A 20695-nucleotide genomic window follows, 5' to 3' on the forward strand; every position below is an offset into this window, starting at 1 on the left:
CCCTTGTGACAGAAGAGATCTATCGGGGCTACCTGTGTAGGTTGAATGCGTGGACGCGACGATTTACCACAATCCCAGGTGCACGAAGTCTCGACAGGCGCTGACACGTCTCGAGGAGGCGGGCGCCACCGTGACCATCGTGAAGTACCTCGATGATGTACTCACCAAGGCGCAGCTGAAAAAGCTGATCAAGGACGCGGATCTCACTGTGCGTGAGGCGGTGCGCACCGGTGAGGCCGAATACAAGGAACTCGGCCTTGCGGACGCCTCCGACGATGCACTTCTTGACGCCATGGTTGCGCATCCCCGGTTGATTCAGCGTCCGTTCGTGGTGACCGCCAAGGGCACTCGCATGGCACGCCCGACCGAGGCCGTCGACGAAATTCTCTAGACCGGATGTCCTGATTTCGAGCACATCTGGCACGCAACGACCGGTTTGATGAATTGGCTGTTGGCACGATGGCCCATATGACTCCAGAATCTGCCAACGGCAGTCTCGCGGGTGCGCTGCGGGGCCTGGCCATCGGAAGGATCGTGTTGGGCGTCGTCTCCCTGGCTGCGCCCAACGTGCTCGCCAAGGTCAGCCGCGTCTCCGTGACACCCGAACTGGTCTACATGACAAGGATATTCGGTGTTCGCGCGGTTGCTCTCGGTCTCGGCTACCTGACCTCGCCCACCTCTGAGCAATTCCGGTGGCAGCGGCTCGCGCTGATGGTCGACGTCACCGACACTGTGCACGGCACCGCGCATCTGATCCGAGGCGACATTCCTCGCGTCAGTGCTGCCGCGTTGGTAGTGCTGACCGGCGGTTACATGAGCGTTGGTGCCACTCGTCTAGCCAAGGATCTGGCGCGGGTCTAGCGGCGCTTGGCATCCCGTCTGCCTACCAACGCGGCGGCTGTCACCCCGGCGGCGACGCCGATCACGGTGTCCAGGCCGCGGTACAGGATCAGGGTGAACGGATCTGCGGGGTCGGCTAATTCGGTCATCAGCATTACCAGCGGAGTGAAGAAGCCAACTGCCAGCGCGTAGTGGCGAGCCATAAACAGCTCGGTGGGGAACAAGAGCGCAATCACCAGTGCGCCTACCCCGACAGCCGGAAGGCCCAGCGTCATAAGCACTCCGGTGAGTATCAGGCCCGCTACAGTTCCTGCGGTCCGATGGGCTGCCCGTGCCAGCACTCCCTGAAGTTCTCGATCTGACGGCCGTTCGACGTCGATCGCGGACAGTGGTACGGCAGCGGCGGCCATCGCCCAGTTGGCGTGATCGAAGCCCAGCAGCAGTCCGGTCCCGCCCGCTGCGGCGACGGCCAGCGCGTAGCGCAGCGCATGCATGCCGACATCGGGCGGGACGCGACCACGCTTCACACGCGGCGTCGGGGTCTCGCCGGATGATCCGATGAGACCGATCAGAATCGACAGCAATGCCGTCGACAGGCACAGTCCGATGGCGCCCAGCGGGGCGATCAGACCCGCTGGCACGGTGGCCGTGGCGCCTGTGGCGAAGAGGAAGAAGAAGGGCCCCGTCGGCCGCAGGCGTAACGCGTCGGCCGTTACCGATCCGGCCATCGCGAATGTCACCTCAACCGCGACCAGCATCCAGGTTCTGACATGCAGCGACGAAAGCAGCACGCCGAGAGCGACTCCCACGCAGAGGAGAGTCCCCGCCTGGATCTGGTGACATGCTCGGCGCCAGCCGGATTCGGTGCGGCCGTAGATTCCGGTAAAAGAACCGAAGACGATGTACACCAGTAACTCGGGCCGTCCGAAGACCAGCAGCACCGCCCCGGGGAGAGCCAAACCTGCGCCTACCCGGAATGCGTGCCGGTGATCGTGGCGATCCGGACGGGTGTGCTCCCAAGCCTTGGTGGTGATGATGGCAACCAGTGTGTGAGTTCAGCACTGAACCTGTCCAAGAGACATTGCCGCTGAGTCGATAGGCGGTACCGATCGCTGGTGGTAGAACGAGTTATGCAGTTCCGTCAGCTTGAATATTTCGTGGCGCTGGCGCGGGAACGACACTTCGCCCGCGCGGCGTCGGCGTGCTACGTATCCCAGCCGGCGCTGTCGGAGGCCATCCGCAAGCTCGAGCACGAGCTGGGTGTCCCGCTGGTCCTGCGGGGGTCGAACTTTGAGGGCTTGACTCCGGAGGGAGAGCGCCTGGTCCTTTGGGCACGAAGGATTCTCGCGGACCGTGACGCGCTGGAGCATGAGGTGACGGCCTTGCGCAGCGGACTCACCGGTGAGCTGCGGTTGGGTGTGGTGCCCGGGGCGGCCACCCGTGTGGCGCTGATGGCCGATGCTTTCTGTGCTGAACACCCGCTGGTGCGGGTACGGATCGAGTCCAGCCTGCGCTCCACGGAGATCCTGGACCGCATCCGCCGGTTCGAACTCGACGCGGGTGTGGTCTACGACGACGGGTTGCAGACCGAAGGGCTCGAGCTAACCCGGCTTTACGAGGAGCGCTACGTGCTGGTGGCGGGCGAGGGGTTGCTGCGTGACGCTCCTGATCCGATCGACTGGTCGGAAGCGCTAAGTCTGCCAATGTGCTTGTTGCACAAGGGTATGCGCGACCGCGATCGCATCGATGAGGCTGCTGCCGAGCATGGACTCGCTGTATCGCCTCGCCTGGAGGCTGATTCCGTCGCGACACTGCTGGCCCTCGTCGGGACCGGTCGTTGGGCGGCCATCGTCGCACGGACCTGGTTCGCCACCGTACCTGCGCCGGCAGGGGCTCGAGTCGTGGAGCTGCAAGCACCGCGGCTTGGCTCACCGGTCGCGCTGGTGCGTACTGCGGGTGAGCCCGCGTCTCTCTTGGCGCGCGCACTGGCGCAGACGGCGGCACCGCTCGACCAGCCCTGATCGGCTCCGCCTATTGGGTGGTCGGAACTTGGTCTTGGACACCTCGCCACAGCGCGCCGGACACTGAAGATGCGTCGAAATGAACGCGTCGGATGACTGGAAAGCCATCTGCATCAAGAGAACTGGCGGCCATACGACCGCCGTGGAGGAGTGGTCATGGCGAAGATCTTGTGTGTGCTCTACCCCGACCCGGTGACGGGTTATCCGCCTGTGTACGCCCGGGATTCGATCCCGGTCATCGGCGGCTATCCCGATGGGCAGACTCTGCCTACCCCGTCGGCCATCGATTTCACCCCGGGCGAGCTGCTGGGATGCGTGTCCGGGGAACTTGGTCTGCGGCGTTACCTGGAGGCGCAGGGGCACGAGCTAGTGGTTACCTCCGACAAGGATGGGCCCGACTCGGTGTTTGAGAAGGAGTTGCCCGACGCCGATGTGGTCATCTCGCAGCCCTTCTGGCCCGCATATCTCAGTGCGGAGCGAATTGCCAAGGCGCCCAAGTTGAAGCTGGCATTGACGGCGGGGATCGGCTCGGACCATGTTGACCTGGATGCGGCGATCAAGGCGGGTATCACTGTCGCCGAGGTGACGTACTGCAACAGCATCAGTGTGGCTGAGCATGCCGTCATGCAGATCCTGGCACTGGTGCGCAATTACCTTCCGTCGCACCAGTGGGTGGTCGACGGCGGCTGGAACATCGCCGACAGCGTTGAACGCGCCTACGACCTTGAGGGATTCGATGTCGGCATCATCGCGGCGGGGCGCATCGGGCAGGCAGTAATGCGTCGGCTCAAGCCATTTGACGTGCGGCTGCATTACTTTGACACTCGTCGATTGCCTGCCGAGGTGGAGCAGGAGCTGGGGCTCACCTATCACCCAGACGTGCACTCCCTGGTCAGCTCTGTGGACATCGTCGACATCCATGCCCCGCTGCACCCACAGACGTATCACCTGTTCGACGCAAACCTGATCAATTCCATGCGGCGCGGTTCGTACATCGTGAACACCGCGCGTGCCGAGATCACGGTTCGTGATGCGGTGGTCGATGCATTGCGTAGCGGACAGCTGGCCGGTTACGCCGGCGACGTCTGGTACCCGCAGCCGCCTGCCCCCGATCATCCATGGCGCACCATGCCCCACGAGGCGATGACGCCGCATGTCTCCGGCACCACGCTGTCGGCGCAGGCCAGGTATGCGGCCGGTACCCGGGAAATCCTCGAAGACTTTTTTGAGCGCCGGCCCATCCGTGACGAATACCTGATTGTCGAGGGCGGCCAGCTGGCCGGAACCGGAGCCAAGTCCTACACCGCGGATGGCTCGGCCAGCCCCGGCGCGGGTACCTAGCCCACACGGGGGCCGCTGTCGGGTGCGGATTTCCTGACAGCGGCCCGTGTTCGCATGCACTCCAACAATGGTTGGCATGGATCCGGCGGGATCTGGCACCGATTGGCAGTGTCAGGGCCGCGTCATCCTGGCAGCATCGCCTCCATGAGTCATAACGCGTCACTGCGCAAAGCGGCAGCCGGTTTTTATGCGGGAATCGGCATCTTCGCCCTCGTGAAACCCGCACTGGTGCCGCAGATGTTCGGCGGCGACGCGCCGACCAGTGAATCGCGTACCGAGGTTCGCGCCGTGTACGGAGGCATCCCCCTGGCCTTCGCGCTGGCCCTGGCGCAGGCCGGTGATGACGGCCCGCGATCAGCCGGTCTTCGTGCCGCTGTTCGTTACGCCAGCTATGGCATGGGGCTGACGCGGTTGTTGTCCGGCGGGTTCGAACGGCGAGTGCAGCCTTGGCCCACAGGGTTTTTCGCCGCGCTGGAAATCGCTGCGGGAGCGGCACTCACCGAGCGGCCCAATGCCTGATGCGACGTGGGGCCATGGCGCAACCCGGGCCGATTTACGAACCCAGTACCCGTGTAAACAAAGAACTGACTCGCGAGTAAGCTCGCGGCCATGACCGCACCTGCTCAGCGTCGCGCCGTCATCGTCGCGGGCGCGCGCACTCCCTTTGTCCGTGCTTTCGGTGACTTCACCCGCATCGACACCATCGCATTGGCCGACGAGGCCGTGCGTGGTCTGCTCGACAACACCAAGATCTCCTCGAACGAGATTGAGGCCATCGTCTGGGGCGGGGTGATCCTGCCGGCGGGTGCGCCGAACATCGCTCGTGAGATCGCGCTCGATCTCAAGCTTGGGCACGGCGTCGAGGGACACACCGTCACCCGTGCATGTGCCTCCGGCCTGCAGGCCATCACCACGGCGGCCGCCGCGATCGAGCGCGGTGAGTACGACGTGATGATTGCCGGCGGTTCCGACTCCACCTCCAATGCCGGAGTCAACTTGCCGCAGAAGCTCATTCACGCGGCAGCCCCGCTGGCGCTGGGTAAGCCCAAGCCAAAGGACTACCTCGACGCCGCTCTGAGCCTGGCGCCGTTCACCGGACTGCTGCCGCGGCGACCCAAGATCGAAGAGCGGACCACCGGTGAGGTGATGGGGGAGTCCGCCGACAAGATGGCCAAGATCCACGGCATTACCCGCGAGGCGCAGGACGAGTTCGCGGTCCGCTCGCACCATCGCGCAGCTGCCGCCATCAAGTCGGGACGTTTCGACCGTGAGGTAGTGCCCGTCAATGGTGTCACCCGCGACGGCCTGGTCCGCGAAAACACCAGCGTCGAGAAACTCGCAACGCTCAAACCGGTGTTCAATCGCGACGGCACGGTGACCGCGGGTAACGCCAGCCCGCTGACCGACGGCGCCGCCGCGGTGCTGCTGATGAGCGAGGAGAAGGCGCGGGCACTCGGCCTGCAGCCGCTGGCCGCCATCCGGTCCTGGAGCTATGTCAGCGTCGACCCCGCCGACGAGGTGCTCATCGGCCCCGCGATCTCGATGCCCCGCGCGCTGGAGAAGGCGGGGTTGACTCTCGCCGATGTCGACTATGTCGATATCCACGAAGCCTTTGCCGCCCAGACTCTTTCGGTGCTGGAGGCGCTCGGCTCCAAGAAGTGGGCCGCCGACCGGCTGGGGCGTTCTGAGGCCGTGGGCACGCCCGATATCCACAAGGTGAATGTGCACGGCGGCTCGGTATCGATCGGCCACCCGTTCGGCGCCACCGGCGCCCGCATGGTCACCACTATGGCGAACGAGCTCGCGCTCAGCGGGAAGAGCACCGCACTGTTGGGCATTTGCGCAGCCGGTGGCCACGGGGCCAGCGCCGTACTTGAACGCGTGGAGTAATCCTCCTAAGACGGAAAATGCCCGCCTACAAGCGTTGTCGCTCGTAGGCGGGCATCACCCATTGCGTTCTAGCCGCCGTACCCGGGCTTCAGGATCGGGGCGATGGCGCCAATCGGGATGTGCGCTTCGACAGTGCCGCCATCCATCGAGTACACCCGCTGGCCGGGGGAGTAATCGATCGGGTAGTCGTGGGCGACTGGGTAATCCGGCATGTAGATGATCAGCTCGTCCGGTGTCAGCGCCCAGGCCTTGTACGCGCCGGAATACACCTTGTCCGGAGTCCACCGGTCGGGCGTGAACGGATAGGTCTGTGGGGTGTGCCCCGGCGCGGCCCGATCCAGTGCCTCGATGATGAACGGCTCGGCGATCGGCGGGATGGCATTCAGATCGCCGCCCTTGAGAATGTCGGCGAGCACCAGGCGCTTACCGCCGTCGTAGTTGAACGTGCGGTAGGCGTTGTTCACCTGCGGGCCGTTGGCGTGGTAGTCCTCGTGAAACACGATCGATGTGGTGCTGCCGTGGTTGAAGATCTGGAAGTTCTCCTCGCCATAGCTGTCCTGAATCATGTCAGCGCCCTTGGCTTTCCAGTTGTTGTACAAGTTGCGCAGGTACTCGCGGATGGCGGGGTTGCTGTCCACCAATTCGGGGATGGCGACCTTGATATCGCGATCTGCCTTACGCGGCGAGGTCACCACGGTGTGGCAGTAGAGCCCGTCGAAATTACCGCCGAGCTCGCCGCAGAAGGACTGCGCCGACGCTGACGCCAACGGCGCGCTGCTGATTGCCAGCGCGACGGCACACGCCCCGGCAACTCCTCGGACCAAGAGTTGAGAAATCCGCATGATGACCTTTCCTGGCCGACCTAGAGGTACGTCAGGTCGCTTGCGAGCCAGCGACCGTCGATCTTCACCATCGTGATCTTCATTCGATTCTTGTCGACACGTTGATCACGCACATTAACGTTCTTGACGCTCTGATCGACCATCATCAGTATCACGACTTTGTCCGTGGACTTGGACTCGATTGCCGAGTTCACGACTTTGCCCTCTGCTCCCGACTTGTTGTCGATGAGCAGCTGCCGCAATTGGATGCTTGCCTGGGTGAAATCGTCCTTGAACTTACCGGTGGCTCCGTTGAGGATCTGCCGGAAGTTCTCGTCGATCTTGTCTGACTCGACGCTGGTCAAGACCTCTGTATAGGCGACCGCGACGGCCTGTGCCTGCTCTCCGGCCGCATCGATCTGGTGCTGTCTCCACACCTTCATGCCCACGACACCCGAGAACACGAGAGCCCCGACCAGGATTGCCGCGAAGGCTCCGATCGCGGCATAACGCACCCACGACGACGTTCCGGAAGAATCCGCATCGTCGTCGGCCTTGGGTGCGTCCGAATCAGACTCCTCTGCCGCGTCGACGTCGTCGGCCTCGGTTGGGTCGGTTTCCGCGGAAGTGTCCGCGGCGTCTTTCTCGTCGACCTTGTCCGCCTCGGCGTCGCTTGTGGAATCGACGTCATCTTTGGTCATGGTGACCACGGTAGTAGCTCCTTGAATCTGATTCGCAGGTCAGGTGTCAGTTCGGCGGTTCGATCGGCAGTGTCGGTCCACCATAGGTGGTGGGTACCTGGAAGCGGCCCTTCGGTGTCGGGTCGGCCTTCTTACCCATATCGGCGCCCATGGGAGGTCCGGCGGTGTCGTCCCCAGCAGGTCGCGGCGCATTCTTGGCACCGCGAATCAGGACGGCCGGATCCGTGTCCGCGCAGTAGTTGGCGTAGAGGAACGGCTCGGGGTAGTCGGCGGCCGACAGCGGCAGCCGCGGTGTCGGGTAGTCACAGACGTAGCGCGGGTACAGATCTGCTGTGGCCCAGATGCCGCCGTCGTGCATGATGCTCATCAGCGCGTCGAACACCGAGGCCCGATAGTTGGGGAACAGGGCGTTGAGGGCAGGAACGCGCAAGTAGAGCAGCCGTGAGGCGGTTGCGAGATTACCCAGCAGGGTCACCATGGTGTCGGAGTTGTCGGCGAACAGGTTGTCGACGGCGCCCAGGGTCTTGGGGGTTTGATCGACGAGGGTGCGGTAGCCGTTTTGCATTTTCTCGATGCCGCGCAGGGTGCGGCCCAGCTCGTTGGCGGTGGCGTGGATGCCCGAGTTCTTGTCGGCGGCCAAGGTGAGCACCACCCGGCTGGTCTTGAGCAGGCTGGTGGTCTCGGGCAGCACCGAATCCAGAGTGCTCAGCAAGAAGGTGCCGCCGTCGATGATCTCGGTGAGCTTGCGCGGGCCTTCCTTGCTCAGGCTCAGTTCCTTCTTGATGAGCTCCAGCTTCTTGGGATCCACCTGCGCCAGCAGACCATCGGCATCAGCTAACAGCTTGGCCAACGTCACCGGCACCTGCGCACCCTCAGAGATCACGGCGCCGTCCTTGAGGAACGGGCCCTGATCTGAGACGCCTTCGAAGTTGATGTACTGCTCACCGGCGGGTGACAGGCCGGTGACGCGCACCTTCGCGGAAACGGGGATCTTGTACTTCGACTGGATCTCGGCGACCGCGTCGACACCCTGCGGGGTGATGGCCAACGACTGCACCGTGCCCACCTTGACGCCGCGCAGCGCGACATCCTGGTTGGGCAGCAGACCGCCCGATTCCGGAAGCTGCACCTTGACGCGGTAGGTGCCCGAGAACGGGCTGATGCGCAGCGCACCCACCGTGAGGTAGGCGATCGCGACCAACAGCACGGTGGCCAGCGCGATGCCCGACAGCAGCATTCTCTTGCGATGCCCGGCACGGATGGTGCCGACCAGGCCATTGGCGAGGGCGTTGATCACTGGCCCATCACCTCCGGTCCGGGGGCGGGGCCGGTGGCGGGAACGGGCGCCGGTGCGATGCCGGGGACGGGGCCAGGAGCGGGCGCCGACGCGGGTTCGGCTTGACCGGGAGGCGGCGGCACCGGAGCGCCCGGCGGCGGTCCCGGTACGCGCTCGATCACGCCGGGTTCGGTCGGGCTTGGCCGCATCGGGACGTCCTCGCCGTACACACCCTTGCCCACCACGCGTTCCTGGAGGCGCCACAGCGTGTATTTGAAGGAGCCGACCAGCTGAGCCCAGTTATAGCGCTTGGGGCCGTGCGAACCGATATCGCCCTTGAACCCGGCATCGGGGATCGATCCCAGTACCAATTTGTCGATACTGACGCGTACCGAAATCGCGTTGCTGGGGGTGGATTTGATGAGCGTGGTGATCTGCCGGTTGAGGCCGTTGATATCAATCGTCGGGTCCTGCGCGATGTCATTCCACGACTTGGCAATCGTGTTCGCGTCCTTGATAACGCTGTGTCCGCTGGTATCGGTGCCCGCGATCGACGGGAATTTCTGCAGCTGCTTGGTGGTGGCGCCGATCTGAAGAACCAGCTGCGAGAGCTGAGCGGTGTTGGCGGCGAGCGCCTCGGTGGCTGGATCGGCCTCTTTCACGATGTCGGTGAGAGTCTGGTTCTTGGTGTCGAGCTGGTCGGCCAACTGCGAGGTCTGGGTGAGAGCATCAGAGATCTGTGCCGATCGCGTATTCAACGTTCCCAGTAGGCGATTGGAGTCCTTGATCAGATCGCCGAACGCCTGACCCTGATCGCCGGTTGCCTTACCGAAACCGTTGATGACATTGGTCAGGTTGCGTACCGCGCCGCCGTTGGAAACGAGCGCCGCCGAGCTGAGCACGGATTCCACCGTCGCCGCGGCCATCGTCGAATCGAGGCCGATGGTGTCGCCCTCCTTGAGGATGGGCGAGTCCGAGGTGGCACCGGCCGGGGGGCGAATCGAGACGAAGACGTCGCCGAGCGGTGTCGCGGAACGCAGCTCGGCAGTGCTGCCCTTAGGGAGCCGGACGCCGTGGATGATGCGCAATGTGGTGATCGCGGTGTAGTTACTCACCCGCATGTCGTCGACCTGGCCGACATCCGCGCCGGCCAGCTTCACCTTGGCGTTGTTCGGCAGGTTCAGGATGTTCGAGAACAGGGCGGTCAGATGGTAGCCGCCCGATCCGACGCCGGGGGCGGGCAGCGGGAGATCTCCCAGACCGTTGGTTCCACAGCCGGACAGGGCGGTGGCCGCCAGCATCGCTGCCGTGCCCATCGCTGCCAGGCGCTTGCGTGTAGCCATCACTTTTGCCCCATCGCCGCGAGCCCGTCGAGCACATAGGAGAGGCCGAAATCGGGCCCATAGTCCTGCAATGTTCCTGTGCTGCAGCCCAGTTGGCGCAGGCCCATCATGTTGCAGATCTCCTTGGCTGTCTGGCTCTCGAACAGCAGCTTGTCTGTGAGGAATCGTGCGCGCAGCGACCCGTTGTCCTGGTCGATGATGTTGTAGAGGTTCTCCACGGCCAGCGGCGCAAGGTCGAGGGTCTCGGCGAGCTCGCGTTGGTTGTCCGAGACTGTCTTTAGTGCCGTGTTGCCGTTGAGGACCGCCGCCTTGATGTGGTCGCGGTTGACTTCCAGGAGGTCGCCGGCTTGCTTCACCAGATCATTGAGCTTGCGCCCGGTGTTGCCGGTGCCGAGCGCTTCGTCGTCGATGATGTTGCTCAGTTGGTGGATGGTGGTGGAGAATTCGCGCAGCTTGCCATCGTTGGCCGCTGCGGCGTCGAACAGTGAGCTGACGTTCTTGATGATGGTCGTCATCTGCTCGCGGGTGGTTACGCCGCCCTCTGAGCTGAGCCGCAACGCTTTTGATAGTTCGTCAAGGCCTGACTTGATCTTGTCGCCGTTACCGTCTGCGACTCCGGCGGCCGCATTGATGATGTCGCCCACCGGTCCCTGACCGTTTCCGTCGCCCTTGAGCGATACCGACAATCTGTCGAGCATGCCCAGTACGCGGTCGAATTCCACCGGCGTCTTCGTCTTGTCTAGTCCGATGGTGTCGCCGTCCTTGAGTGTCGGCCCACCCCGGTATGGGGGAGACAGCTCGACCTGGCGATCGGTGAGGATCGATGTCGACAGGGTGACGGCCTGCACGTCGACGGGCACCTTGACGTCCTTGTCGACAGTGAACTCCACGTCGACATACCCGGATCGGGGGGTGATCTTCGTGATCTTGCCGACCGGCATGCCCAGTACTGCAACAACATTGGACTCGTACAGTCCGGAAGCGTTGTCGAACTGAGCGGTCAGCGTGATGTGATCCAACTGCGACTTCACGTAGTACGCCCCTGCGCCGACGATCGCGGCGACCACTAACGCGATCGTTGCGATGACGGCGATGGCCTTCCCTCTGCCGCTACTCATTTGCAGTCCTTGAAGTACTGGATCATGCCGAATTGCTTTGCGCGACCGCTGATTGCGCACATCCAGGAGTCGACGGCCAGGCCGTTGGGGGCATTGAACTCGATGGCGTTGCCAGTGCCGGTGGCGTTGGTGACGCCGCGCAGCGCGACGGGTGCAACCTGCAGAATGCTGCGCAGCAGGTCGTCATGCTGGCCGAGCATGTCGGTGAGCTGATGCAGCGTCTTGAGCATGTCGTCGAGCTGCGGCCGGTTCCTGATGACGATCTTGCTGAGCTGCTCGACCAGGTTGGTGAGCGACTGCATCATCGCGTGGAAAGTGCCACGGCGCACCACGAATTCGCCGATCAGGCTCTGCCCCTGATTGATCAGGGTTCCCACGCCCTGCTGCTGACGGTGCAGCGTGTTGGTGACCTTCTCGGTGCTCTTGAGCAGCGTGCCCAACTGGTCGCGTCGTTCGGCGATGATTCCCGACAGTGTCTGGATGTTCTGCATGGCTTGGGGGACCACCTCGGGCAGCCCGTCGAGCTGTTTACCCAGAATGCTCAACGACTGAGCCACCTTGTCGAAATCGACCTGGTCGAAGGTGTTCGTCACGTCCTGCAGGGTCGCCTGCAAGTCGTAGGGGACCTCCGTGTGGGCGAGGTCGATTGTCTTGTTGGGCAACGACCCCGGTCCTTCCGGGCGCAGGTCCAGGTATCGGGAACCGAGGATCGTGGTCACCCGTATCGCGGCCTTGGTGTCCTTACCCAGCTTCACGTCATCGCTGACCGAGAGCTTGGCCTCGACGTGATCTCCGACCAGCTTCATGCTGGTGACCGTTCCCAGCGGGATGCCCGCCACGGTGATGGGCTGACCGGACCGCAGCGATGCTGCCTGCGCGAACTCGGCGGTGTAGGTGGTGTACCCGAAACCGATTGCCTTGACGAGCAGCATCCCGCCCACGAGTGCACCGATCACGGCGATCGCGATGAACCCGAGCCAGGTCTTGTTGTAGGTCTCGACCGGACGGTTCTTGATCTTCTGCCATCTCGTTTGTTCAGCCATTGGCCAGGTTCCTGCATCGCGGGGTGTGCTGGGTGACGTTGCCGGGTGTCGCCGCGTTGACGATGATCGGCACCACGTCGTTGAGGCCCGGGAAGAAGCCGGTGATGTTCAGATCGCAGATGTAAGCGTTGCCGTAGGCGCCGTCGCCGGTGATACGGGCCAAGCCCTTGAGCAGCAGCGGTAGGTTGCCGCCTAGGAAGGCCAGCTTCGGCTCGATCTGCACCATGTGCTTGGCGAAACCTGGTTGGCGCGTGATGAGTTCATCGAGTGACGGGTAGACCTCGTCGGTGATCTTTGACACCCGCCGCAGGGTCTGTGCCAGTGAGCCCACCGAGTTGACCAGCTCCGGACGGCGGGAGTCGAAATCCGCTACGACCTTCCGGGTGTTGGTGATGGCCTTGTCGAGACTGTCGTTCTGCTGCGCCAAGTTTCCCGTCACTGTGCTCAGGCTGGTGATCACATTGCCCAGCACCTGGTCGCGTCCTGCGAAGGTCTTTGTCAGCGTGGAGGTTTGGTCGACCAGCGACGTGATCGAGGCCTGATCACCCTGCAGGGACTGGATGACGCCCTTGGTGAGATTGTCGGCCTGCTCCGGCGAGAGCGTGCTGAACAGTGGCTCGTATCCGTTGAGCAGTGTGGTGACATCAAAGGAAGGATCGGTGCGCTCCAGAGGAATTGTCGATCCCGCAGCCAGCACGTTGGTGTCACCGGTCTTGCCGAGCGACAGGCCCAGGTACCGCTGACCGACGATGTTCTGATACGTCACGGAGGCAAGGGTGTTGCCGTACAGCTTCTGGTCGTTCTGGACGACGAAGTCGACCCTGGCCTGATTGTTGTTGACCAGCTCGATCTTCTCCACGCGTCCCACGCGCACACCGGCCATGCGGACGTCATCACCGTCTCGCAACCCGTACACATCGGTGAAGACCGCCGAGTACGCCGTGGTCCCGCCCGCCACATCACGGCGCAACGTGGCATACACCAGCCACGTCAGCACCATCGCGACCGCCATGAAGACGACCAGCGCGATCAACGGACCACGGAACTTCATTGGGATCCTTCCTTCGCGAGCGAGACCGTGGTGCCCCGCACGACCGGGCCGAGTAGCAGCTGTGTGGAGGAGCTAGCAGGCTTATCGGTGATGACACTGAGCTGAGTGCGCTCTACTGCGCTGCCTACCGGGCCCACCGTCCCGCCGAACGATGCCGGTGCGATCGGTGCGCCGCCACCGTCCCGTGCGCCGGGAGCAACCGGTGCGGCCGGCAGCGGGGGAGGTGGTGGCGGCGGCGGCTCCAGGAGATCGGGATCCGCGGTCCCGGGGACGCGCGGCACCGGCACCGCCTGCCACGGCGGCAGTGGGGGGTTCGGGTCCGTCAGATTCGGGCCGCCGGGGGGCACCACGTACGGCGGGCCGACCGCGATCAGATTTCCGTTGGGGCCCACCACAGTTCCGCGTGGTGGCTGCAGGTCCGGGGGCACCTTGTAGTTCTGGGGAAGCAGTTCTTCCGGCAGGTCTGGACGCACCACGAGCTCGGGTGCGGTGAAGCAGCTGGGACCCTTGAGCTCGCCATAGCGTGGGCAGTCGGCTCGCGTGTAGCTGTATCCGGGGGTCAGCGAGAGGTTCACCCGCATGTTGCCGGTATCCACGTCGGACAGCCAGGGATTCTCGAACCATTTCTGATTCATCTGGTTGATCTTCTGGAAGATCATTTGGAACTTGCCCGCGTTGTTCGAGAACGTGCCGAGGACGGGCGTTAGTTCTGTGGTGATGCCGATCAGCTGATCGGTGTGATTGTCGAAGGCCTGCCGGGTGGTCCCCACCGTCGTGAGGCCGCCGTTGATCAGGCTGGTCAGCTGTTCGCGTTTTTCGACAAATGTCTGCATCGGTTTGACGGCCTGGTGCAGCGAGTCGAGCAGTTCGGGTGCGGTCTGCTTGAGCCCCTCGGTCGCATCGAGCAGAGCCTTGACCGTGGACGGGCCGGTGTCCGTCACCACGATGTCGTTGAGTTGGGCAATGAGGCGGTTCAGCTGCGCACCGCCGGTGAGGAGCTTGACGCGGCGATTGTCGGTCGCGGCTCCCAGCGCGGCCAGGATGCCGGTGGAGTGATCGTCGCGGCCGCGGCCGGTCGCGGTGAGGACGTCACGCAGCTTGCTCACCGTCGTCTGGAACAGAACGGTCGGCAGCTGGGTGTCCTCGGCGATGTGTGCGCCCGCGCGGATCGGAGCACCCTGCCCCCGGTCCACCAGCTGCACCGAGGACACCGCGAAGACGTTGCTGGGAACGACGCGAGCGGTGGCGGTGCTGGGGATGGACTTGGCGTATTGCGGCTTGAGGTTGATGTGCACGAAATTGGGCTGGCCGTTGGCGGCGGGAGTGACGCCATCGACCTCGCCGACCAGAACACCGTGGTACTTCACGTCGGATTTCTGGGGCAGCCCGTCACCGACGTTGTTGAGATCGGCAACCACGCGAACGAAGTCGTTGAGACGCCCCGTGGACTTCAGCATCATCACGCCAGTGACCAGTGCGGCCACCACGATCATCGCGACGCCGGTACCCAGCAGGAGCTTCTCGGATGGTCCACGGCCGTCCGTCTCAAAGGAATTCGCCGCCATCTAGCCACCCAACCTCGCACCTGCGTCGACGCTCCAGAGCGCCATGGTGAGCAGCATGTTGACGATGATCACGAGTGTGATGGCAGCGCGCATGGCATGCCCCGCAGCTACGCCCACGCCTTCGGGGCCGCCGCTGGCGTAGAAGCCGTAGTAGCACTGGATGGTCGAGGCGAGCCACACGAAGATGATCGCCTTGATGACCGAGTAGAAGATGTCGATGCCGCTCACGCCGATACCGAAGTAGTGCAGGTATGAACCGATGGATCCACCGCTCATGATCCCCACCATGATCTGGCAGGACAGGTAGCTGACGGCAAGGCACGCGACGTACAACGGGATGGTGACCACGGTGGCCGCCATCAGCCGGGTGGTCACCAGGTAGGGGATGGGCCGGATCGCGATGGAGTCCATGGCATCGATCTCTTCGGAGATGCGCATGGCGCCGAGCTGTGCGGTGAAGCGGCAGCCGGCCTGGGTGGCGAAGGCGATCGCGGCCATGATCGGGGCGAGTTCACGGGTGTTCACCAGGGAGGAGATGATGCCGGTGGCCGGGCCCAGCCCCAGCAGGTCCAGGAAGTTGTAGCCCTCGATGGCAACCAGTCCACCGGCGATGATGCCGAGGACGATCATGACGCCCGCGGTACCGCCACCGACCACGAGACCCGTTGCCCCAGGCGATATCGGACAGATGCCGCAGGAATTCTTTCCAATAGTGGCGCAGCACAATGGGTACGCCGGCGATCGCGCGGAAGAAGAACGCGACCATGTGGCCGAGCCGGGTGATCGGCTTCTGCGCCTTGTTGTAGATGCCGACGAAGGGCCGTGCAATCGGGGGCACATAAGTTGATGCGGTCATGTCACAGCCCCGTCCGCGGGAACATCATGATGTACAGCTGGCTGATGGCGAGGTTGACCGTCATCAGCAGCAGGATCGATTCCACGACGGCCGCATTCACCGAGTTGGCGACACCGATCGGGCCGCCCTTGGTGGACAGACCCTTCTGGCAGGCCACCACTGCCACGATGGCGCCGTAGATAACGGCCTTGATGAGGGCCAGGATCATGTCGCCGGGGGTCGCGAAGGCGGAGAAGGTTGTGACGAAGCTGCCCGGGGCGCCGTTCTGCCAGTAGACATTGAATAGGTAGGCGCCGAGGAATCCGACGAAGCAGACGACTCCGGTGAGCGCGATACCGATCATGATGGCTGCCGCGAAGCGGGGGACGACGAGTCGCCGGATCACCGAGACGCCCATGACCTCCATGGCGTCGGTCTCCTCGCGCATGGTGCGCGAGCCGAGGTCGGCGGTGATCGCCGAACCCACGGCCGCGGACATCAGGAGAGCGGCCACGAGTGAGGCAGCCTGCCGGATGATGGCGATGCCACTGGCCGCACCGGCCAGTGATGTCGCACCGACCTGTCCGGCGAGCAGTGCGAACTGGATGGAGAGCGTGACACCGATGGGCAGGGTGACCAGGATGACGGGCACGACGGCGGTGCCGGCCTGGAAGGCGCCCTGCCTGACGAACTCCTGCCACTGGAATTGGCCGGTGAACAGGTCGATGAAGAACCACTGGATGGTGCGGACTCCGAGCATGAACTGCTCGCCGACGGTCTTGAGTGATTCAAGGGGGTGGCGCTTGACGTATCCGGTCGTCCAATCCTGGATCGCCGCAACGCCATCAGTGGTTGCGCGGCGCTCGTCTTGTGTGGTCATCGCAGGTGGCCCGCGCAGACGCAGCTCAGAGTGGTTGCGGCTACGGCAATCAATGCGGCTCCCTGTGTGACCTGGAACACAAATCCCAGCAATCTACGAGTACGTCTCGGACATCATGGGCTATTCGGTTCCTGGATACATGCGAAACGCGAAAATGGATTCAGGCGTGAACGTAAATTGACGGTCGTCTACTGGGGTTGTAGTACCCCGATGGCTGCAAGGTTTGCATGTTTGCTTCGGCCGTCGGGTTGCTCGCCGTAAACGCTTGTTGACGTCTCTAGCAAACTTTCGTCAATCACTTTGCGTGAGTAAGGCCCCTCCTTGCGCTGCTCGCAGCGACCGGGGCCGGTCTGGGCACGCAGTGTTACCAAACAAATCGCAGGTAGACACGATTTTCAAATAACGACTATGAGGTGGGTCACACGTTTACAGTGCTGCTCACGTTTCAGGTTTCCTCAAAGGAGAGGGTTGCGGTTTTGTCCAAGCGGCATCGAAAGTCATCCAAAAAGGTCGTCGTCCAACGCACCGTGACGGCGGCCGGCGCCGTCGCCGCGACTGCCAGCTTGGCTTTTGTCGGGCCCACCGCGCAGGCGGCCGCGGCGGCGCCGGACTACAAGGGTGCGGTCACCGACTCTAAGGACGCGCTCAATAACTACTTATCCGGGACTAATGCGATCGGATCTGCTGCTGGAGGCGTCTGGAATCCCATCGCCCAGGGATCCGGAGGGCTGCTCCCGACGTTCGGGACGAGCCTTACCCACTCCAATCTGACCAGCATCGCTGACCTCCCGGATGTGCTGCGGAACCTCGCAAGCACTCCGCTCCCGACGGCTGTTCCGGGAGTCATTCCCGCGATTAAGATTCCCGGACAGGGTTTCGTCGACCTGCCTCTGCCGACGACCATCCCGGGCGCCAACCTGCTCAATGGTCTGGCCAACGCGCTTGACGGTGTGTTCAACAACCCCATCATCGGGCCCATCGTCAACCAGCTTCCGCCCCTGAGCGACATCGTCGACGGACTGATCGCCGAGCAGGACAAGTTCACGGCGGGCTACAACTGGCCGCTGCTTCAGGCCAGCGGCCTGACAACCATCACCAACACCTTTGTGCAGACACCGAGCGGGCTCAACATCAAGATCCCGGCCTCGCTGGACCCGCTGGGCATCTTGCCCGATTCGGTCCGAATCCTGCCCGATGGCACCTTGCCGAACGTGACGGCCTGGGTCCCGATGGGTGCGGGAAACTACACATTCCCGCTGGGGATGGAGACCGGATGGTGGGCGACCGCGCCCACCTTGGTGGTCGACGGCGGTGCCGTGAACGTTCCGCAGACCGTGCTGTCGATTCCCATGTGGGCCAACGGCATCAAGGCTCCGCTGGGGCTGGGGCAGGCAGGCCAGTTCAACGCACATGTCCTGATCCCGACGCAGAACGGTATCTACTCGCCGGTCGGCACGACGTTGTCCAACTTCTCCGTTCCGATGCTCGGCCTGGGTATGACGAATCTCAATGTGACGACCGGAAACTACCTCGGCACCAACGGATTCAATATCAACAATGGGCAGAACGTGATGGTGTTGCAGACGCCGTTCTCCGGAGCGCTGCCGATACCGATCGTCTATTCCCTGGGTGGCTTCAACATGGGGACCGAGGGCATGGGCTTCACGCTGCCATCGCTGTTCGGTGTTGGGCTCATGCCGACCTTCCAGATCGGCACGGCACCCGGAGCCAACACGCCTCTGGGAATCATCCCGCCCAACCTGATTCCCACGGGTGGCATCGTGCCAACCCAGCTCATCACTGTCTCCGGCCTGATCAGTACTGCCCTCGGAATCCCGGACCCGACAGTCGAACTCGCCAAGGCTCTGACGCCGCTGTACAAGGGTTTGGTCACGCCCGTCATGACACCGATCTCGGACATGCTCACCGCGCAGTACGGGAATCTGTTCAATGGCGCGGCGTCGAACACCCTGCAGGCCTCCAAGTTCTACAAGGACGTGATGACGCAGCTCGCCAGCGTGATCGGTGCGGCTCCCGCGCCGCTCTCGTCTCCGGCGCCCAACACCTTGGCGGCCACCGATACGCCCGCACCGGCGGCCACGCACGTCGAGGCTTCTGCGCCGGCGCAGAAACTGGGCGCTGCGACGGCACCTGAGGCCAAGCAGCTTGAGGCTCCGAAACTGGATCTCACCTCGAACCTCCTCACCGCCAAGGACAAGGTTGTCGAGAAGGTCGCGCCGGCGCCGCTTTCCGCATCCGTTTCCAGCGCTTCGGAATTGAGTGCGACGCCGATCGGCGAAGCGGCAGCTCAACCTGCTGCCGCTGCCGCTCCCACGCCGGATGTCGCGAAAGAGGCCCCCAAGGCCGAGGCGAAGGAAGACTCGAAAGACAAGGAGAGGCCGGCGAAGCCGGTCGTGAAGGAGAAGCTGCAGGACAAGGTCGATAAGGCGAATAGTGCGCTGAAGGATTCGGCCAGCGGGTCGATCAAGCAGACGAGGGGTGCGATTACCTCTACGGTGACTAACACGATCGAATCTGCGACGTCTACTCAGTCTGAGTCGAAAGCTGCTGAGGCGAATAAGGATTCAGGCACGTCGTCGGTGACCAAGAGCGACTCCGATAGCGGCAAGCATCATGAGGATTCCTCGGGTACGTCTAACAAGGTGAAGGTCAAGGTGGCTTCGCCCAGTGAGTCGGGTGGAAAGCATCGCGCATCGGAGGCGTCATCCGGTGGTGGTTCGAGCGCGGGCGGCGGTTCGGAGGGTTCGGGTGCCCATGGCGGATCGTCATCAAGTGCAGGAAAGCACTCGACGGGCGACTAGAGGCGCACGGCTCCCAGCACGATATCGGCGATCCGGGAACGGAACGCCTCGGGTGAGAATCCGCACGCCTGCGACCGGATGGCGCTGGTGTCGTAGTCGGCGGGGTTGAAGTCCCGCATCAGCTCGGCGAGCTGTGCTACGACGGCGTCATCCGGGCCCGCCTGTACGTGTTCACCGGTAATGCCGGGCTCCACGGTGTCCAGAGCACCTCCCGCGCCCAGCGCCAGGACCGGTGTTCCGCACGCCATTGCCTCGACGGGGACGATCCCGAAGTCCTCCACGCCGGGCATCAACAGGGCGCGGCATCGCCGGTACATGTCCAGGAGAACCTCGTCGGATGCGGCGCCGAGAAAGGTGGTCTCGGGTCCGGCGATTTCTTCCAGGTGATCGCGGAATCGTCCCTCGCCCAGCACTACCAGGCGGCAATTGGCCCGTTGGGCGGCCCGGATGGCCAGGTCCGCACGCTTATACGGAACGAGCCTGCCCGCACACAAATAGAAGTCCTCGCGGGCAATCGACGGATCGGGAGAGAACCTGTCGATGCGTACGGGTGGGCTGATCACTGTCGACGGTAGCCCCCACCAATCGCGAATCCGCTCGGCCACGGCATGTGAGTTGGCGATGACATGCGATAAGCGGGGTGCTGCCCGCAGTTCGCCCCGGCGCGCGAGGCTCCCCAATGCGGACAGGGCGATTCGTCCTGCCCGGCTTGCCATCTCGTGATCACGGAATGCGCGGTCCCATGCCCAGCGGGCCGGGCTGTGCACGTATGCGATGACGGGAGCATCGGTGGCGAACGCCGCCTGGGTGGCGAATGAGTGATGACTGATCAGCACCGCGTCGAGTTCATCGCCGAGCGGGAGCTTCCTCAGGGCGCTGGGAACTAGGGGAAGCAGTGGTGCGTGCGACCTGCGGCCGGTAGCGCTGTAGGCATTGTCCAGCCAGGTCCCCGAAATCGGCGCGTGCGGTGCATCGTCCGGCCGGCCCGCGGCTTCCAATACCTGCTGTCGGCACCGGGGTTCCGTGATCGGCGCGAAGACTTTCGCCTGCGGCCAGGCCTTCATGAATTCGGCGACCACCAATTCGGAGCCGCCGAACTCGGTGAAACGTTCATGGACGATCGCTATACGCGATGAGTTCATAGTTCT

General features: G+C 63.6%; 15 protein-coding genes and 3 pseudogenes. 6 read left to right on the forward strand and 12 right to left on the reverse strand.

Features of this window, described 5'->3' with window-relative positions; genetic code table 11:
• Positions 1-49 precede the first annotated feature (49 nt).
• Complete coding sequence (gene arsC, locus AOT83_RS16955) at positions 50-391, forward strand: arsenate reductase (glutaredoxin) (RefSeq protein ID WP_030094406.1); 342 nt, start codon at positions 50-52, stop codon at positions 389-391.
• Positions 392-669: 278 nt separating this feature from the next.
• On the opposite strand, the pseudogene AOT83_RS16965 reads toward arsC, so the two are convergent.
• Positions 670-1799, reverse strand: a pseudogene (locus AOT83_RS16965) (FUSC family protein); the annotation flags it as partial.
• Positions 1800-1970: 171 nt separating this feature from the next.
• Here AOT83_RS16965 and AOT83_RS16970 point away from each other — a divergent pair.
• From AOT83_RS16970 to AOT83_RS16985, 4 genes and pseudogenes are all read left to right on the forward strand, one after another.
• Complete coding sequence (locus AOT83_RS16970) at positions 1971-2861, forward strand: LysR family transcriptional regulator (protein WP_030094409.1); 891 nt, start codon at positions 1971-1973, stop codon at positions 2859-2861.
• 156 nt (positions 2862-3017) lie between these two features.
• Positions 3018-4202, forward strand: a complete 1185-nt coding sequence (locus tag AOT83_RS16975; RefSeq protein WP_057966546.1) for an NAD-dependent formate dehydrogenase — start codon at positions 3018-3020, stop codon at positions 4200-4202.
• A gap of 144 nt (positions 4203-4346) precedes the next feature.
• Positions 4347-4801: pseudogene (locus AOT83_RS16980) on the forward strand (DUF4345 family protein).
• A 10-nt stretch (positions 4802-4811) separates the two neighbouring features.
• A complete protein-coding gene (locus tag AOT83_RS16985; RefSeq protein ID WP_057966545.1) occupies positions 4812-6092 on the forward strand; it encodes an acetyl-CoA C-acyltransferase in 1281 nt (426 codons plus the stop codon).
• A gap of 68 nt (positions 6093-6160) precedes the next feature.
• Here the strand turns inward: AOT83_RS16985 and AOT83_RS16990 are convergent, their stop codons facing one another.
• The 10 genes and pseudogenes from AOT83_RS16990 to AOT83_RS17035 form a co-directional block, all read right to left on the reverse strand.
• Entirely contained in the window at positions 6161-6934 is a 774-nt protein-coding gene (locus tag AOT83_RS16990) for a mannan-binding family protein (protein ID WP_057966544.1), read from the reverse strand.
• Between the two features lie 20 nt (positions 6935-6954).
• Entirely contained in the window at positions 6955-7623 is a 669-nt protein-coding gene (locus AOT83_RS16995) for a hypothetical protein (protein WP_057966543.1), read from the reverse strand.
• Between the two features lie 37 nt (positions 7624-7660).
• The gene (locus AOT83_RS17000) at positions 7661-8911 is read right to left on the reverse strand and encodes an MlaD family protein (RefSeq protein WP_057966542.1); all 1251 of its coding nucleotides are present in this window, start codon (positions 8909-8911) and stop codon (positions 7661-7663) included.
• Entirely contained in the window at positions 8908-10233 is a 1326-nt protein-coding gene (locus tag AOT83_RS17005; RefSeq protein WP_057966541.1) for an MlaD family protein, read from the reverse strand. Before AOT83_RS17005 ends, AOT83_RS17000 begins: the two co-directional genes overlap by 4 nt.
• Positions 10233-11351, reverse strand: coding sequence for an MCE family protein (locus AOT83_RS17010; RefSeq protein WP_046252674.1), 1119 nt, complete (start codon positions 11349-11351; stop codon positions 10233-10235). The genes AOT83_RS17005 and AOT83_RS17010 overlap by 1 nt, the downstream gene beginning before the upstream one ends.
• A complete protein-coding gene (locus tag AOT83_RS17015) occupies positions 11348-12394 on the reverse strand; it encodes an MlaD family protein (RefSeq protein ID WP_057966540.1) in 1047 nt (348 codons plus the stop codon). The genes AOT83_RS17010 and AOT83_RS17015 overlap by 4 nt, the downstream gene beginning before the upstream one ends.
• Positions 12387-13445, reverse strand: a complete 1059-nt coding sequence (locus tag AOT83_RS17020; protein WP_057966539.1) for an MlaD family protein — start codon at positions 13443-13445, stop codon at positions 12387-12389. Before AOT83_RS17020 ends, AOT83_RS17015 begins: the two co-directional genes overlap by 8 nt.
• On the reverse strand, positions 13442-15010 hold the full coding sequence (locus tag AOT83_RS17025; RefSeq protein WP_046252677.1) for an MCE family protein: 1569 nt from the start codon (positions 15008-15010) through the stop codon (positions 13442-13444). Before AOT83_RS17025 ends, AOT83_RS17020 begins: the two co-directional genes overlap by 4 nt.
• Positions 15011-15866: pseudogene (locus tag AOT83_RS17030) on the reverse strand (ABC transporter permease).
• Position 15867: 1 nt separating this feature from the next.
• Positions 15868-16725 (reverse strand): ABC transporter permease, encoded by an 858-nt coding sequence (locus AOT83_RS17035; RefSeq protein ID WP_046252679.1) that lies wholly within the window; start codon positions 16723-16725, stop codon positions 15868-15870.
• A 431-nt stretch (positions 16726-17156) separates the two neighbouring features.
• On the opposite strand from AOT83_RS17035, the gene AOT83_RS17040 reads away from it, so the two are divergent.
• On the forward strand, positions 17157-19547 hold the full coding sequence (locus AOT83_RS17040) for a hypothetical protein (protein WP_057966538.1): 2391 nt from the start codon (positions 17157-17159) through the stop codon (positions 19545-19547).
• Here AOT83_RS17040 and AOT83_RS17045 read toward each other — a convergent pair.
• Entirely contained in the window at positions 19544-20689 is a 1146-nt protein-coding gene (locus AOT83_RS17045) for a glycosyltransferase (protein ID WP_057966537.1), read from the reverse strand. The two genes, AOT83_RS17040 and AOT83_RS17045, sit on opposite strands and share 4 nt — an antisense overlap.
• Between the last annotated feature and the right edge of the window lie 6 nt (positions 20690-20695).

Source organism: Mycobacteroides sp. H001, from assembly GCF_001440005.1.
Lineage (GTDB): Bacteria > Actinomycetota > Actinomycetes > Mycobacteriales > Mycobacteriaceae > Mycobacterium > Mycobacterium gwanakae.

Excerpts from the sequence above, each read along its gene's own strand:
- AOT83_RS16985 (WP_057966545.1), top strand. The coding sequence starts at position 4,812 with ATGACCGCACCTGCTCAGCGTCGCGCCGTCATCGTCGCGGGCGCGCGC.
- AOT83_RS17020 (WP_057966539.1), bottom strand. The coding sequence starts at position 13,445 with ATGAAGTTCCGTGGTCCGTTGATCGCGCTGGTCGTCTTCATGGCGGTC.
- AOT83_RS17005 (WP_057966541.1), bottom strand. The coding sequence starts at position 10,233 with ATGGCTACACGCAAGCGCCTGGCAGCGATGGGCACGGCAGCGATGCTG.
- AOT83_RS17015 (WP_057966540.1), bottom strand. The coding sequence starts at position 12,394 with ATGGCTGAACAAACGAGATGGCAGAAGATCAAGAACCGTCCGGTCGAG.
- AOT83_RS17035 (WP_046252679.1), bottom strand. The coding sequence starts at position 16,725 with ATGACCACACAAGACGAGCGCCGCGCAACCACTGATGGCGTTGCGGCG.
- AOT83_RS16990 (WP_057966544.1), bottom strand. The coding sequence starts at position 6,934 with ATGCGGATTTCTCAACTCTTGGTCCGAGGAGTTGCCGGGGCGTGTGCC.
- AOT83_RS17010 (WP_046252674.1), bottom strand. The coding sequence starts at position 11,351 with ATGAGTAGCGGCAGAGGGAAGGCCATCGCCGTCATCGCAACGATCGCG.
- AOT83_RS17025 (WP_046252677.1), bottom strand. The coding sequence starts at position 15,010 with ATGGCGGCGAATTCCTTTGAGACGGACGGCCGTGGACCATCCGAGAAG.
- AOT83_RS16970 (WP_030094409.1), top strand. The coding sequence starts at position 1,971 with ATGCAGTTCCGTCAGCTTGAATATTTCGTGGCGCTGGCGCGGGAACGA.
- AOT83_RS17045 (WP_057966537.1), bottom strand. The coding sequence starts at position 20,689 with ATGAACTCATCGCGTATAGCGATCGTCCATGAACGTTTCACCGAGTTC.
- AOT83_RS16975 (WP_057966546.1), top strand. The coding sequence starts at position 3,018 with ATGGCGAAGATCTTGTGTGTGCTCTACCCCGACCCGGTGACGGGTTAT.